This window comes from Streptomyces sp. NPDC005408 (genome assembly GCF_040606445.1).
Classification (GTDB): Bacteria; Actinomycetota; Actinomycetes; order Streptomycetales; family Streptomycetaceae; genus Streptomyces.
Genome location: NZ_JBEXEX010000011.1, coordinates 122,162 through 136,134 on the forward strand (window position 1 = coordinate 122,162; position 13,973 = coordinate 136,134).

The 13,973-nt window shown below is 67.5% G+C and carries 12 protein-coding genes and 3 pseudogenes; 5 read left to right on the forward strand and 10 right to left on the reverse strand.

The features are described 5' to 3' along the window. Positions 1-32 precede the first annotated feature (32 nt). Positions 33-1,196: an FAD-dependent oxidoreductase gene (locus ABZS64_RS13825; protein ID WP_355827820.1), complete on the reverse strand. Its 1,164-nt coding sequence runs from the start codon at positions 1,194-1,196 to the stop codon at positions 33-35. After that, on the reverse strand, positions 1,193-1,555 hold the full coding sequence (locus ABZS64_RS13830) for a bifunctional 3-phenylpropionate/cinnamic acid dioxygenase ferredoxin subunit (protein ID WP_355827823.1): 363 nt from the start codon (positions 1,553-1,555) through the stop codon (positions 1,193-1,195). Before ABZS64_RS13830 ends, ABZS64_RS13825 begins: the two co-directional genes overlap by 4 nt. 176 nt (positions 1,556-1,731) lie before the next feature. Here ABZS64_RS13830 and ABZS64_RS13835 point away from each other — a divergent pair. Together ABZS64_RS13835 and ABZS64_RS13840 are read left to right on the forward strand one after the other, a co-directional pair. After that, positions 1,732-1,809, forward strand: a pseudogene (locus tag ABZS64_RS13835) (serine dehydratase beta chain); the annotation flags it as partial. 104 nt (positions 1,810-1,913) lie between these two features. After that, entirely contained in the window at positions 1,914-2,312 is a 399-nt protein-coding gene (locus tag ABZS64_RS13840) for a VOC family protein (protein ID WP_355827826.1), read from the forward strand. Positions 2,313-2,412: 100 nt separating this feature from the next. Here the strand turns inward: ABZS64_RS13840 and ABZS64_RS13845 are convergent, their stop codons facing one another. Together ABZS64_RS13845 and ABZS64_RS13850 are read right to left on the reverse strand one after the other, a co-directional pair. Further along, a complete protein-coding gene (locus ABZS64_RS13845) occupies positions 2,413-3,042 on the reverse strand; it encodes an MBL fold metallo-hydrolase (RefSeq protein WP_355827828.1) in 630 nt (209 codons plus the stop codon). Then, a complete protein-coding gene (locus ABZS64_RS13850) occupies positions 3,042-4,127 on the reverse strand; it encodes an S-(hydroxymethyl)mycothiol dehydrogenase (RefSeq protein ID WP_355827831.1) in 1,086 nt (361 codons plus the stop codon). Before ABZS64_RS13850 ends, ABZS64_RS13845 begins: the two co-directional genes overlap by 1 nt. 573 nt (positions 4,128-4,700) lie before the next feature. Here ABZS64_RS13850 and ABZS64_RS13855 point away from each other — a divergent pair. Beyond that, positions 4,701-4,880, forward strand: a pseudogene (locus ABZS64_RS13855) (GNAT family N-acetyltransferase); the annotation flags it as partial. A gap of 88 nt (positions 4,881-4,968) precedes the next feature. Further along, positions 4,969-5,663: pseudogene (locus ABZS64_RS13860) on the forward strand (alpha/beta hydrolase). Positions 5,664-5,721: 58 nt separating this feature from the next. Here the strand turns inward: ABZS64_RS13860 and ABZS64_RS13865 are convergent. The 6 genes from ABZS64_RS13865 to ABZS64_RS13890 form a co-directional block, all read right to left on the reverse strand. Continuing rightward, positions 5,722-6,723, reverse strand: a complete 1,002-nt coding sequence (locus ABZS64_RS13865; protein WP_355827834.1) for a dipeptide ABC transporter ATP-binding protein — start codon at positions 6,721-6,723, stop codon at positions 5,722-5,724. A gap of 38 nt (positions 6,724-6,761) precedes the next feature. Then, positions 6,762-7,865, reverse strand: a complete 1,104-nt coding sequence (locus ABZS64_RS13870; protein ID WP_355827837.1) for an ABC transporter ATP-binding protein — start codon at positions 7,863-7,865, stop codon at positions 6,762-6,764. Then, the gene (locus ABZS64_RS13875; RefSeq protein ID WP_355827840.1) at positions 7,862-8,872 is read right to left on the reverse strand and encodes an ABC transporter permease; all 1,011 of its coding nucleotides are present in this window, start codon (positions 8,870-8,872) and stop codon (positions 7,862-7,864) included. Before ABZS64_RS13875 ends, ABZS64_RS13870 begins: the two co-directional genes overlap by 4 nt. A 122-nt stretch (positions 8,873-8,994) precedes the next feature. Further along, positions 8,995-10,758: an ABC transporter substrate-binding protein gene (locus ABZS64_RS13880; protein WP_355827843.1), complete on the reverse strand. Its 1,764-nt coding sequence runs from the start codon at positions 10,756-10,758 to the stop codon at positions 8,995-8,997. 37 nt (positions 10,759-10,795) lie between these two features. Then, positions 10,796-11,791, reverse strand: coding sequence for an ABC transporter permease (locus tag ABZS64_RS13885; RefSeq protein ID WP_355827846.1), 996 nt, complete (start codon positions 11,789-11,791; stop codon positions 10,796-10,798). A 233-nt stretch (positions 11,792-12,024) separates the two neighbouring features. Further along, positions 12,025-13,128: a crosslink repair DNA glycosylase YcaQ family protein gene (locus tag ABZS64_RS13890; RefSeq protein ID WP_355827849.1), complete on the reverse strand. Its 1,104-nt coding sequence runs from the start codon at positions 13,126-13,128 to the stop codon at positions 12,025-12,027. A gap of 600 nt (positions 13,129-13,728) precedes the next feature. Here ABZS64_RS13890 and ABZS64_RS13895 point away from each other — a divergent pair. Further along, positions 13,729-13,947 (forward strand): hypothetical protein, encoded by a 219-nt coding sequence (locus ABZS64_RS13895; protein ID WP_355827852.1) that lies wholly within the window; start codon positions 13,729-13,731, stop codon positions 13,945-13,947. Positions 13,948-13,973: the final 26 nt, after the last annotated feature.

Sequence of the window (13,973 nt, forward strand, 5' to 3'; positions counted from 1 at the left end):
GAGTAGTGGCGCGTGACGCCGCGCGAGTGGCGTCAGAGGGTGGCGGCAGCGAGCTGCTTGCGCCAGCGGGTGAACAGGCGCGGCTGGTTCATCCCGAGGACCGCGACGGGCTGCCCGGACCGCCGGTAGACCGCCAGAAAGCTGCGGTCGTCCGGGAGTCCCTCCTCGACCGTCACACTGTCGGCGCCGGCGGAATGCCCGGCGAACTGGATCCGTACGCCGTACTGATCCGACCAGAAGTAGGGCGGCTTGGGCACCGCCGGTGTTGCCGCGCCGCCGGAGAGCAGCGCGGCCACGGCCGCGTCGGGCCGTTCGCGCGCGCCGGTCCAGTGCTCGACGCGACGGTGGACCCCGGCGACGGGGTCGTACCAGGAGGCGCAGTCGCCGACCGCAACCACACCGGACATGCTGGTGCGGCCGTCCACGCCGCACGTGACGCCGTCGCCCAGCGCGACACCGGAGCCCTGAAGCCACTCGACGCACGGGCGGGCGCCCACGCCGACGACGACCGTGTCCGCCGGGATGCTGCGGCCGTCCTCCAGCAGGACCGCCTCGACGCGGGCCTCCCCGCTCAGACCTTTGACGCCGACCCCGCACAGCAGGCGTACGCCGTGGTCCGCATGAAGCGTGGAGACGACGCCTCCCATGACCTCGCCGAGCGGTCCTGCCAGGGGGGTCGGCGCGGCCTCGACGACCGTCACGTCAAGTCCCAGGCCGTACGCGGTCGAGGCGACCTCGGCTCCGATGAACCCACCGCCGATCACCACCAGCCGCCCGCCGCGGGCCAGATCGGCCCGCAGGGCCCGGGCATCGTCCAGAGTCCGCAGCGTGTGCACCCCTTCGAGACCGTCGCTGCCCGGCAGCATGCGCGCGGTCGCACCCGTGGCGATGACGATCCCGTCAGCCCGGACGGACCGGCCGTCCGCAAGCCGCACGGCGCGGTCACCGGGGTCGAATCCCGCGGCGCGCACGCCGAGCAGCCACTCCGCCTGCAGGTCCTCGCCGTCCGTCTCCAGAGCGAGATCAGCTTCGCGGATCGTGCCGGCGAGGAACTCCTTGGACAACGGCGGCCTGTCGTACGGGCGGTGCGGCTCGTCACCGATCACGACCAGCCGTCCGTCGTAGCCCTGCTTGCGCAGGGAGCGTGCGGCCGACAGTCCGGCGAGCGAGGCGCCGACGACGGCCACTGTCCTCACGCGGGACCTCCGGCGAGCCGCGCTGCGATGCAGGGCGGCAGATTCGGCGCGTCCGTGGACGGCTGGACGTAGATCATGCCGTCATCGATCAGGACCTCGTGCGTACGCACGGGGAGCTTGGCCGGCGGCGAGTCGACGGCCCCCGTCCGGAGGTCGAACTTCGAGGCATGCAGCGGGCATTCGACCTCGCAGCCCTCCAGCCATCCGTCGGCGAGCGACGCATCCTGGTGGGTGCAAGTGTCGTCAATGGCGAAGACTTCGCCGTCGTCGGTGTGGAACACCGAGACGGGCGGATCGATGTCGAGCCGGATGGCCTCGCCGCGCGGCAGATCCGCGAGACGGCACGCGGGAATCATCATGACACCTCTGATGCTCGGGTGCATATAGCGAAACGGATTGCGGTTAGCGCAACGCCAGTTTGAAGTCCCCCAAAGCCCGTGTCAAGGCATCCCCCGGACACGCCGACCCCCTGTTCCATGTTTCTTTGTACGCAACGCTGTGCGCAGTACACAACTTCCGATGCGGAGGGAACGACATGGCCATCAGCGTCTTCGACCTGTTCATAGTGGGTATGGAGCCCTCGAGCTCGCACACCGTAGGGCCGCTGCAGGCGCCCGACTCCTCGTCACCGCACCGCACGACCCGTGCACCGTACAAGGGATTCCGCGCGGCGTAACATCGGAAGTGAGAGCGCACCACCATGAGGAGGTGACGTCCATGCCCGAGGCCCTGGGAATCGGACACCTCACCCTGACGGTGAGCGACGTGAAACGAAGCGCGGAGTTCTACAACCGCTTGCTTGACACGCAGACAGTTCTCGATGTGGAGGACGAGTTCGGCCCGTTCGTGGCCATCGCCTCCCCGGCCTTCGTCGTCGGTTTCCGCAGGCACGCGGCGACGAACCAGGCGGACGTCTTCGACCCGGCACGGGTCGGGCTGGACCACTGCGCGTTCCATGTCGCCGACCGGGCCGCGCTGGAGGCCTGGGAGTCCCGGCTGGACGAGCAGGACATCGCGCACTCCGGCATCGTCGAGGACCCGTCCGGGCTCCATCTCAACTTCAAGGACCCGGACAACATCGCCCTGGAGTTCTACCGCCCCGCCACGCAGGGCTGACCCGCGCGGCGCCGACAGGGAGACCTCGCGTGGCGGCCTCGCGGTCAACGTCAGCGCATGCTGAGGCGAGACCGCCGTTGGGGGCGGTCAGTGCCCGCAGTCAGAACCCACGGTCGATCCACTCCTGCAGATGCGGGGCCTCGGCGACGACGGTGGTCGTGTCCCCGTGACCGGTGTGCACGACGGTGTCGTCCGGCAGGGCCAGCAGCCGGTCCCGGATCGACTCGATGATGGTGCCGAAGTGGCTGTACGACCGTCCCGTCGCCCCCGGCCCGCCCGCGAAGAGCGTGTCACCGCTGAACAGGGCCTTCAGGGCGGGCGCGTACAGGCAGACCGCTCCGGGAGCGTGGCCGGGCGTATGCAGCACCGTCAGATCGACACCCGCCACCGTGACGATCTGGCCGTGGGCCAGTTCACCGTCGGGCAGCCGCTCGGGATGCGTCTGCTTCCACAGCGGCAGATCGTCAGGGTGCAGCAGAATCGGAGCGCCGGTCCGGTCGGCGAGCGCCGGGGCGGCGTCGATGTGGTCGTTGTGCGCGTGCGTACAGACGATCGCGCGCAGCGTACGGCCGTCCAGCGCCGCCTCGATGGCGTCCGCGTCGTGCGCGGCGTCGATGACGACCGCCTCGCGGTCGTCGCCGACGATCCACACGTTGTTGTCGACGTCCCAGGTGCCGCCGTCCAGGGAGAACGTGCCGGAGGTGACCAGTCGGTCGATGCGCGCGGTCATCAGAAGACCACCACCGAGCGCAGCACGTCGCCGTGGTGCATCCGCTCGAAGGCCTTCTCGACATCGTCGAGCGCGATCGTCTCGGTCACGAACGCGTCCAGATCCAGGCGCCCCTGAAGATGGAGGTCGATCAGCATCGGGAAGTCGCGGCTCGGGAGGCAGTCTCCGTACCAGGACGACTTGAGCGCTCCTCCGCGCCCGAAGACGTCCAGCAGCGGCAGCTCCAGCTTCATCTCCGGGGTCGGGACGCCGACGAGGACCACGGTCCCGGCGAGGTCACGGGCGTAGAAGGCCTGCTTGTACGTCTCGGGGCGGCCGACAGCTTCGATGACGACGTCCGCGCCGAATCCGCCTGTGAGCTCGCGGACCGCCTCGACCGGGTCGGTCTCCTTGGAGTTGACCGTGTGGGTGGCGCCGATCTTCTTCGCCGTGGCCAGCTTCCGGTCGTCGATGTCCACCGCGATGATCTTCGCCGCGCCCGCGAGCCTGGACCCGGCGATCGCCGCGTCGCCCACGCCGCCGCAGCCGATGACCGCGACGGAATCGCCGCGCCCGACGCCGCCGGTGTTGATCGCTGCGCCGATGCCCGCCATCACACCGCAGCCCAGCAGCCCGGCGACCGCGGCGGACGCCCGCTCGTCGACCTTCGTGCACTGCCCGGCTGCCACCAGCGTCTTCTCGGCGAAGGCACCGATGCCCAGGGCCGGGGACAGTTCGGTGCCGTCGGCGAGGGTCATCTTCTGCTTGGCGTTGTGGGTGTTGAAGCAGTACCAGGGCCGTCCGCGCCGACAGGCACGACACTGGCCGCAGACCGCACGCCAGTTCAGGATGACGAAGTCGCCGGGCTCGACCTCGGTGACACCCTCGCCGACCGCCTCGACCCGGCCCGCGGCCTCATGGCCGAGCAGGAAGGGGAAGTCGTCGTTGATGCCGCCCTCGCGATAGTGCAGATCGGTGTGGCAGACCCCGCAGGCCTCGATGTTCACCAGCGCCTCACCCGGGCCGGGGTCTGGCACGATGATCGTTTCCAGGCTGACGGGGGCGCCCTTGCCCCGCGCGACAACAGCACGGACCTGGTGCGTCATGGCCACTCCTCGACTGATGCGAATCCACGGAATGCGTTGCCTATTACGGCACGCACTTCATGTGCCGCAACAACAGCATTGTGGAGGCTGGACCTGCGGTCAAGGATCCCGCACGTCGGGCCTGCCGGATTCAGCCGTATCCTTCCGTCCACGCGTCCTGGCCGACGGCTGTGCTCCGGCCGCCGAGCGGCCCGGGTGTTCGGTCAGCTGGGGAACATCCTCCCCGGCACCTACAGGTCGTGCACCGCAGCTCGGGCGGTGGAGACAAAGGTCCTCCTCACGGAGGTTGGCCCGGACCTCCTTCAGCGCGGGCAACTCCTCAGTGCGTGTACCGCCCGAACCATGGATGTCCGATACCTTCCTGTACAACTCAGCCATCCTGTGCGCCTGTTCAATGAGGCTCACGCAGGCGGACCGTCGTGCTTCACTCACCGGAACAGTGCGTTGAGCCTTCGCAGTTCGCTTCGGCCTGAATCTGCGCAGCGCGGGCGTTGCGAAGGAGAGCCGTGATCCGGTTTGCCAGAGCGGCGGAGCTGCCGATTCTGCAGGACATCGAGCGTGCCGCCGGAAAGGTCAGCACTGACCCTCACCACGTTCACCGAGGTGGTCTGGAACGGGCCCTACTACGAGAAGCTCGGATTCCGGCTGCTGCCCGAGGCGGAGTGGACGCCGGGACTCCGTGAGATCCGGACCGCGGAGGCCGCACACGGCCTGGACAGCTGCCCGCGGGCCTGCATGCGCAAGGAACTCTGAGCTCCTGCCCTGGTTTTCAGCGGAGCCGGGACGAGGAAAGGAGGACGGCCGACACCGGGATGTCAGACCCCTCCGTTACGTTGCCATCATGACGGAATTCGTACTCGTTGCAGGCGCGTGGCTCGGATCGTGGGCGTGGGACGAGGTGGTGCCGGAGCTGAGTGCAGCCGGGCACGGCACCCACCCGCTGACGCTGACCGGCCTCGCCGAGAAGCAGGGCATGCCGGCCGGGCAGCAGACCCACGTACAGGACATCGTCGACGAGGTCGAACGCCTCGATCTGCGCGACGTCGTCCTGGTCGGGCACAGCTACTCGGGCATCCCGGTCGGTCAGGCCGCCGAGCGGATCGGCGACCGGCTGGCCCGCGTGGTGTTCATCGACTCCAACGTTCCGGCGGAAGGCGAGTCGTTGCCTCCACCTGGTGGCAGGGCCCGGCGAAACTGGAAGCTGCCGAGAACGGCGGCTTCTGGGCACCTCTGACCGCGGCCGACTGCGCCGGCCAGGGCCTCACCAGCGAGCAGATCGCGCGGATCGTGGGCGGCTCGACGCCGCACCCGGGCGCCACGCTGACTGAACCGGCCATGCTGGATCGCCCGCTCGGCGAGCTTCCGGCGACGTACATCAAATGCCTGCTCGACGGCCCCGAGCCGACCGACGACGTGGCCGAGCTGCTGAACAGCAAGGACTGGCGGCTGGTCACGATGGACACCGGCCACTGGCCGATGTTCTCGCAGCCGCGCGAGCTGGCACGGATCCTGCACCGGTCAGTCACGGAATCCTGAGCAACAGCTCGGCCGCTCTCAGCGGACCCTCCCGGTCGTGGCACTGGCCGGCTTCGCCCTACACGTTCTCGGGGAAGTGACAGGCCACCTGGTGTCCCGACTTGAGCTCACGCAGCGGCGGCTCCTCCATCCGGCAGATCTCCTGCGCCTTCCAGCAGCGGGTGTGGAAACGGCAGGCCGGCGGCGGGTTCACGGGCGAGGGTACGTCGCCGGTGAGGAGGATCCGCTCGCGTTTCACGCGCCGCTCGGGGTCCGGGACGGGGACCGCCGACATCAGCGCCACCGTGTAGGGGTGCATGGGCCCGCTGTACAGCGAGTCCTTGCCGCCGATCTCCACCACTTTCCCCAGGTACATCACAGCCACCCGCGTGGAGACGTGCCGGATGACCGACAGATCGTGCGCGATGATCACGTAGGTGAGGCCCAGCTCCTCTTGCAGATCGTCCAGCAGGTTGACCACCTGCGCCTGGATGGAGACGTCCAGCGCCGATACCGGTTCGTCCGCCACGATCATCTTCGGCCGCAGCGCCAACGCCCTGGCCACGCCGATACGTTGCCGCTGCCCGCCGGAGAACTCGTGCGGGTAGCGGTTGTAGTGCTCGGGGCTGAGCCCGCACAGCTCCAGCAGGTCCTGGACGGCGCGCTTCACTCCGTGCTCCGTCTCCACCTTCTGCAGCCGGAAGGGGGCACCGACGATCGTGCCGACGGTGTGCCGGGGGTTGAGGGAGGAGTACGGGTCCTGGAAGATCATCTGGATGTCTTTGCGCAATGGCCGCATCGCGCCCCGGGACAGGTGGGTGATGTCATGCCCCTCAAACTCGATCTTCCCGGCGGTGGGCTCAATCAGCCGAATGATCAGCCGCCCGGTCGTGGTCTTGCCGCAGCCCGACTCGCCGACCACGCCCAGCGTCTCCCCCGGCAGCACACTGAAATCGATGCCGTCCACCGCCCGCACCGCGCCGACCTGACGGCGCAGCAGACCCTGGGTGATGGGGAAATGCTTCACCAGCCCCTCGACGTTCAGCAGAGCCTCGTTATGGGTGGTCTGCGTGCGTCCCATGGGTCCACTTCCTTCGTTCCAGCCACTTTCGTGCGGCCTCACAGCCGGGGCGCCACTTCGTCGGTGAAGATCCGGCGACGTTCCTCGGGCGGCAGATGGCAGGCCACAAGATGGCCGACGCCCGATGCATCGGTCAGCTCCGGGACCTCCGTAAGGGACCTGTCACCGTTGCGGTCGGCAAAGGGGCAGCGCGGGTGGAACGCGCAGCCGCGCGGCAGCCTGATCAGGCTCGGCGGATTCCCGGCGATCGGGAGCAGCCGCTCCTGCATCGCGCGGTCCATTCGCGGCATGGAGCCCAGCAGACCCCAGGTGTACGGATGCTCGGGCGCCGTGAACAACTGCTTGGCCGAGCCCTTCTCCACGCACTTGCCGGCGTACATCACCAGGATCTCGTCGGCCAACTCGGCCACCACACCCAGGTCGTGGGTGATGATGATCACCGCGGAGCCGAACTCCTTCTGCAGGTCCCGGATGAGGTCCAGGATCTGCGCCTGGACGGTGACGTCAAGGGCAGTCGTCGGCTCGTCCGCGATCAGCAGCGCGGGGTCGTTGACCAAGGCCATGGCGATCATGGCGCGTTGGCGCATACCGCCGGAGAACTGGTGCGGATAGTCGTCCACTCGGGTGTCGGGTTGCGGGATGCCCACCCGGTCGAGCATCTCCACGGCCCGCAGCCGGGCCTCCTTGCCGCTCGCCTTCGTATGGTGCACCTGGTAGGCCTCGGTGATCTGAGCCCCGATGGTGTAGAGGGGGTGCATGGCGGTCAGCGGGTCCTGGAAGATCATCGCCATCTTGTGGCCGCGCAAGTGCCGCACCCGGTCGGGAGGCGCCGAGATGAGTTCTTCGTCGTCGAGCCATATCTCGCCGGAGATCCTGGCGTTGAGGGTGCGGTGCAGGCCCATGATGCCCAGCGAGGTCACCGACTTGCCGGAGCCGGACTCCCCCACGATGCCCAGCGTGCGGCCGCGCTCAAGCTCGAAGGAGATACCGTCCACGGCTCTGACCAGGCCGTCGTCGGTGTCGAAGTGGATGCGCAGGTCGCGTACCTGGAGAAAGCCGGGACCGAACGGGGCGCCGCGGCCGGCCTCGACACTGCCGACCGGGGGCGACGTCGGCTGCTGCTCGGGAGGTTTGCGACTCATGAGTACCTCACCCGGGGGTCGACAGCGACGTAGAGCACGTCCACCACGAGGTTGGCCGCGACGATGAAGAACGCGGCCAGCGTGGTCACGGCCATGATCTTCGGCAGGTCGTTGTCGGTGATCGCCTGCACCGCGTACTGCCCGATTCCCGGCAGCGAGAAGGCGGTCTCGGTCAGTACAGCACCGCCGAGCAGCAGACCGATGTCCAGGCCGAAGATCGTGAGGATCGGGGTGAGCGCGGCGCGCAGGCCGTGCCGGACGACCACCGTCCGTTCGCTGAGGCCCTTGGCCCGCGCGGTACGGATGAAGTCCTCGCTCATCGTCTCCAGCATGCCGGCCCGGGTGAGCCTGGCGTACAGCGCCGAGTACAGGAAGGCGAGGGTGAGCCACGGCAGCACGAGGTTCTTCGCCCAAAGCAACGGATCGGTGGTGAAGGGCACATACTGCAGGTTCGGGAAGATCGGCCACTTGTAGCTGAACAGTGCGAGCGAAACCAGCGCGGTGAAGAAGATCGGAAGCGAGACGCCCATCAGCGCGATGCCCATGGAGAGCCGATCGAAGAACGAGCCGCGCTTGAGGGCAGACAGCACGCCGATCGCCACACCGGTGACCAGCCAGATGATCGCCGCACCCACGGTCAGCGACAGTGTCACGGGGATGCGTTCGACGATCTGCGGCCATACCGGCAGGTGGCTCTTGAACGAGTAACCGAAGCAGGGCACCTGGCAGTAGGACGCGTCCGGCCCGAAGTGGAACGTGCGGCCGGCGAAGATTCCGTGCACGAACTGCCAGTACTGCGTGTACAGCGGCTGATCGAAGCCCAGGTTCTTCTGGACGGCGGCCAGCGCCTCAGGACTGGGGTCGCGGCCGACGTACTGAGCCGCCAGCTGGGTGCTGGTCTCCCCGGCCAGCCGTGGCACCAGGAAGAAGATCGCGAAGGTGATGGCCGTTACGACAAAGAGCAGGATCACCGCCGCGGCCACGCGCCGGATGATGTACGCACCCACGGTTGGGCGGCGGGGCCGCCGCCGCCCGGACCTCGGCCCGGTCGGCGAGCGCCTCGCCCTTCACCTCCTCAGCTCCTCCGCTCCGATACGGTCTGCGCCCGAGGGCGTACGTCGTCCACGGGCTACTTGACGCCGACGTTCAGGTAGTCGTACATGCCGTAGGCCTCAGTGACGAACACGTTGGTCGCGCTGTCCGGGCGGTACAGCGGGTCCTTGCGGTACAGCAGGGGCACCAGAGGGGCCTGCTCCATCGCGGCCTTGTCGATGTCACCCCACGCCTTGGTGCGGGCTGCGCTGTCGGTGTTGCCGATGCCCGCGTCGAGCATCTTGTTGATGCCGGGATCGTTCAGCTCGGACAGGTTGCTGTTGCCGGAGGCCTTGATGGCCCTGCCGTCGATGATCTGCTGGAGGAAGCCGTAACCGGTCGGCCAGTCAGCGGCCCAAGCGGTCATCATCAGACCGAGACCGTGCGAGTGGACGAAGGCAGGAGCGCCGGCGCTGTCGGTGAAGTACTTGCCCGACGGGTACTGCTGGATGCCGACGTTGATCCCGATCTTCTTCAGCGAGGCCTGGACGGCCTGCGCGAGCGCGATCTCGTTGGGCCGGTCGGCCCGGGCGGAGATGTTGGTGGAGAATCCGCCGGGGTGGCCGCACTGGCTGAGCTCTGCCTTTGCTGCGGCGAGGCCCTCCGGCGAGTTCGCTCCCTTGTAGCCCGGGGTCTTGTACAGGTCGAACGGCGTGTGGCCGGACACCGTGGGCGGCAGGATCGTCGTGGCGATGTCACCGTGGACGTCGCCGCCGGTCGCCGTCTGCGCGGAGACCTTGTCGACCGCGTACTCCACCGCCTTGCGGCAGTGAACATTGTCGAACGGCTTCACGGCGGTCGAGATCGCCACATACGCGAGGGCGCCGCTCTGCGCGTCGTCGATGTGTCCCTTCTGGTTCGCATTGCTCAAGGCGGCGGCCTGGCTCTGCGCCGCTATGCCTGCGCCCGCGATGTCCAGCGTCGCGTTACCGGCGATCAGGTTCTGGTCGACCGTGGTCTGGGCGATGTTGAACTGGACGGTGATCTTGTCCGGGAGCTGCTTGCGGATCGGGTCGGAGGACGCGCTCCATTGCGAGTTCTTCACCAGCGTTGCGCCCTTGCCGTCCTGGTAGCTCTGGAACATGTACGAGCCGGAGGAGACCACGTTCTTCACGTAGTCCGAGCCGTTGTCCTTGGCCCGCGGAACCGGAGCCGTCTGAGGATTGCTGACCAGGTAGTCGAAGTCCGCGAACGGCTGGCTGAGGTGGAAGACGATGGTCGTGGCGTCAGGCGTCTCGATGGACTTCAGGTCGCCGGTCTTGTCCTTGTACGGCCCCTGGTACTTGGGGGTGTTGTTCACCAGAAGCGCGTTGAAGTACGTCGGCCCGTTGGACAGCACGTCGGGCGCATAGTTGCTGCGCTCGATGGCGTACTTGACGTCCTTGGTCGTGATCGGTGCGCCGTCGGAGAACTTCAGGCCCGGACGGATGTGGTAGGTCCAGGTCTTGCCGTTGTCACTGGGCTTGCCGAGCTCCGCCGCGAGGTCCGGTACGAGCTTCAGGCCGGCCTTTTCGGGCGCCGGCTGGAAGGTGGTCAGCGCCCGCGCGTAGACACGGGTGAAGTTCCACATGAAGGCGTAGTAGGTGTTGCCGGGGTCCATCGAGTCCGGTGTGCTCGAGAGCTGGTACGCCACTGTCCCGCCGGTGTGGTCGGAGGCGTTGACCACGCCGGTGATGCCGGCGTTGTAGGCGGGGGCCTTCCCCGCCGATGCGCCGCCGCCGTTGCCCCCGCCGCACCCAGACGCGACGAGCGCTGCGACCGCGGCCCCCGCAAGGACCACGGTGGTCTTTGATCTCCTCATGACGAGCTCCCCTCGCCGACGGGAATCGGTACGCGCATCACTTGCTCCGCGGGTCCAAGGCGTCCCGGAGTCCGTCGCCGAGCAGGTTGAATGCCAGGACGGTGATGAAGATCGCCATACCGGGGACGATCATGAACCACGGATCCGCCTGGTAGAGGCTGATGGCCTGATTGAGCATGCCGCCCCAGGACGCCTGCGGCGGCTGTATGCCGACGCCGAGGAAGCTCAGACCGGCCTCGAACAGGATGTTGGTCGGGATCAGCAGCGTCGAGTAAACGATGATCGGTGCGACCAGATTCGGCAGCAGCTGCTTGAACAGGATGTGCGGCCCCCGGGCGCCGAGCGTGCGTGCCGCGTCGATGAACTCGCGCTCGCGCAGCGAAAGCGTCTGGCCGCGAATGATGCGGCCCATGTAGGGCCAGCTGAAGAAGCCGATCACGAAGATCAGCACACTGATGTGGAGCGTAAGACCGTGCAGTCCGAAAGCACCGCCCTGCAGCGAGGCGGACAGCGCGATCGCGAAGAGCAGCAGCGGGAAGGCCAGGAAGATGTCCATCAGGCGGCTGATCACGCTGTCGATCCAGCCGCCGTAGTATCCGGCGATCACGCCCATCACCGTGCCGATGGTCACCGACAGCACGGTGGCGCCGAAGGCCACCGCCAGCGACACCCAGGAGCCCTCGATGATCCGGGCGAGCAGGTCGCGGCCGAACTGCGGCTCGACGCCGAGCGGATGATCCCAGCTGATTCCGCCCCAGGCCCCCACGGGCTTGAGCAGCACCGGGTCGATCAGATCCTGGTGGAAGACGTTCGGATCAAGTTTGAAGACGGATTCGATGACCTTGGCGAAGACTGCCAGCACCATCAGGCAGAGAACGACGATGCCGCCCGCGACCGCGACCTTGTCACGCTTGAACCGCATCCACGCGATCTGCCCGAGCGACCGGCCCTCGATCTCCGCGCCCATCCCGGACAGCACGGACTCCGGCTGCGCCTCGCCGGCGGAGCCTGTGACCTCTATAGGTGCCGTCATGGCTGTGTGCACCCCCGTTCCGGTGGTGACCGGTTCCAGGTGCGGCCGTGACGGATGGCCCGGCGGGCTATGACCATCGCTCCAGCACCAGTCCGATGGGTCGCCAGACCAGGGCTATGAGAATTGCCTCATTATAGGTCGAATGCGGCCATAAGGAATGAGGCAATTCAGGAGGACTACCGGCCTGTGGGTCGAGCGGCCGGAGCGACGCCTGGGCGGCCAGGCATGCGCACTCAGTGGGGCAGCGTGAGGTCCAGCCCGAGCCACTGAGCCAGGTCCTTGATCTCGCGACCGATGGCTGCGGTCACGGTCCTGGTGAAAGGGACGTCCTCATGGATCGCATGGACCTGCAGCACCCCGGCTTTACGGTCGGCGGTGGCATCGAGCTTGCCCACCAGTCGGTCGCCGTACAGGATCGGCAGCGCGAAGTACCCCCACCGGCGGTTGGCCGCGGGCTTGTACATCTCCAGCTGGTAGTCGAACTCAAAGAGCTCGACGGTGCGCTTGCGCTCATGGATGAGCCGGTCGAAAGGCGAGAGCAACGCCGCGCGCCCCGAGAACGGCCGGCCCAACTGCGACGGATCAACCCGCCACGTGCCCTTGACCCCCTCGACCACGGCCGGCTCACCGGCATCCCCCACGTCCGCCGGCTCGACCGGGCATTCCGGCCCTCGTGCGCGGGCGATGCCCAGAGCGCACAGCCGTCGCTCGTTGCGGATGCGGAGCGCCTCGTCCACCGGGACCACCGGGTCGTCGGGGTAGACCCGCGTGGCCAGGTCCCACAGCCGGTCGCGGCCCCGGCGTCCCGCGATGGCGACCTCGCCGCGCAACACCATGATCTCCAGCAGCTGGGTGACGTTGCGGTTGTTGGTCCACCCGGTCGACTTCCACGGCACCTTGCAGGTGTCCGGAAGGTCGCGTGAGGGCAGCGGCCCCGAGGAACCGAGCCGGTCGAGGATGTCCAGACGGCACGCGTCGTTGGCTCGCACCCAGTCGCGGCGGTACGCCTGCCAAGAGATCGGCCCGGCGGGCCCGGGCCGCTCGGCCATCTCGGCGCGGTACAGCGCGAGATCCTCGCTGGGCCGGATCATCGCCCGGAGCTCGAGCAACGTCCGGTTCTCCAGTGCGGCGTTCAGATCGGCCGGTGAGTACGACGACCCGAGGCGACTCCACGCCACGAGGTCGGCATTCGGCGCGATGGCGGCGGTCGGGTCGATCTGCAGCAGAGTCAGCCGGCGCACCACATCAAGCATCTCATCCGGCCGCGAACCATCCAGGAGCTGCGCACGCACGGCGATACGGCGGGCCTCGGTACGAGAGAGCTCGTGGACGGTCACGACACGAGGTTAGGTGACCGGCCCCGTCGCCGGGGCGGCGATGCACCTACCCATAGTTCCACTGCGGCCCCTGAATATTCCCCAAGGGCGAAGTTCTTGAGCTTCCGCGTGGCCCCAGCGGCGCACGGCGATGCCTGCCACCAAAAGTATTCCCAGGCAGAAGCCTGCCGAAATCAATTCTTTACGGCACTGATGTTCCGCGGGACCCCGTGACGGCCCCTGCCATTTTCTGGGCCGGCGGGAGGTACACGACACGCGCACCAAGAGACCTCGTCACTAAATACCACTTTCGGTTCACCTATGCATCAATAAGGAGAAGATGCAGACATCTCATGCCATCTCGCAACACCGCGTGTCCGTCGAACCGTAAATGCAGATATGCCCTGCCGGGGTCATGTCCAGGGCTTTTCATGAGTGTTGACCAGTAGGTTCCGTGCGATGGGTTCGTCACCGGCCGGCGCGCGAAACAGCACTTCAGGGCATGTTGTGGTGACGAGGTGTGTGCGCCGAAAAGAACTCTGCAGTCAGTTGCCCGGCGGTCCGACGGCGTGATTGCATTCCAGTTCAGGAACCCCAGAGCATGGAAAGGATGGGAAAGTCATGCGCAAGGACTTCACCCCTCAGGTCGCGACCGGCGAGATTTCCGACAGCGAGCTGGACAACATTTCCGGTGGCATCGCAAGCGCCGGTGCCGACGTTTCCGGTACAGGCGCCTCCCTGAGCATCGGTGACGTCGTCGGGACCGTCCAGTCCCTCGCGCCCGCCCTGCCCGTTTCGCAGCTCTCCAGCCTTGTCGCGGTGCAGACCACCGGCATCTGACGGCAACTTTTTGCGACAAGGCGTTA

Bases quoted from the DNA above. Each gene is read 5' to 3' on its own strand.
- ABZS64_RS13850 (WP_355827831.1), bottom strand. From the start codon at position 4,127: ATGACGCACCAGGTCCGTGCTGTTGTCGCGCGGGGCAAGGGCGCCCCC.
- ABZS64_RS13830 (WP_355827823.1), bottom strand. From the start codon at position 1,555: ATGATGATTCCCGCGTGCCGTCTCGCGGATCTGCCGCGCGGCGAGGCC.
- ABZS64_RS13885 (WP_355827846.1), bottom strand. From the start codon at position 11,791: ATGACGGCACCTATAGAGGTCACAGGCTCCGCCGGCGAGGCGCAGCCG.
- ABZS64_RS13880 (WP_355827843.1), bottom strand. From the start codon at position 10,758: ATGAGGAGATCAAAGACCACCGTGGTCCTTGCGGGGGCCGCGGTCGCA.
- ABZS64_RS13895 (WP_355827852.1), top strand. From the start codon at position 13,729: ATGCGCAAGGACTTCACCCCTCAGGTCGCGACCGGCGAGATTTCCGAC.
- ABZS64_RS13865 (WP_355827834.1), bottom strand. From the start codon at position 6,723: ATGGGACGCACGCAGACCACCCATAACGAGGCTCTGCTGAACGTCGAG.
- ABZS64_RS13845 (WP_355827828.1), bottom strand. From the start codon at position 3,042: ATGACCGCGCGCATCGACCGACTGGTCACCTCCGGCACGTTCTCCCTG.
- ABZS64_RS13870 (WP_355827837.1), bottom strand. From the start codon at position 7,865: ATGAGTCGCAAACCTCCCGAGCAGCAGCCGACGTCGCCCCCGGTCGGC.
- ABZS64_RS13840 (WP_355827826.1), top strand. From the start codon at position 1,914: ATGCCCGAGGCCCTGGGAATCGGACACCTCACCCTGACGGTGAGCGAC.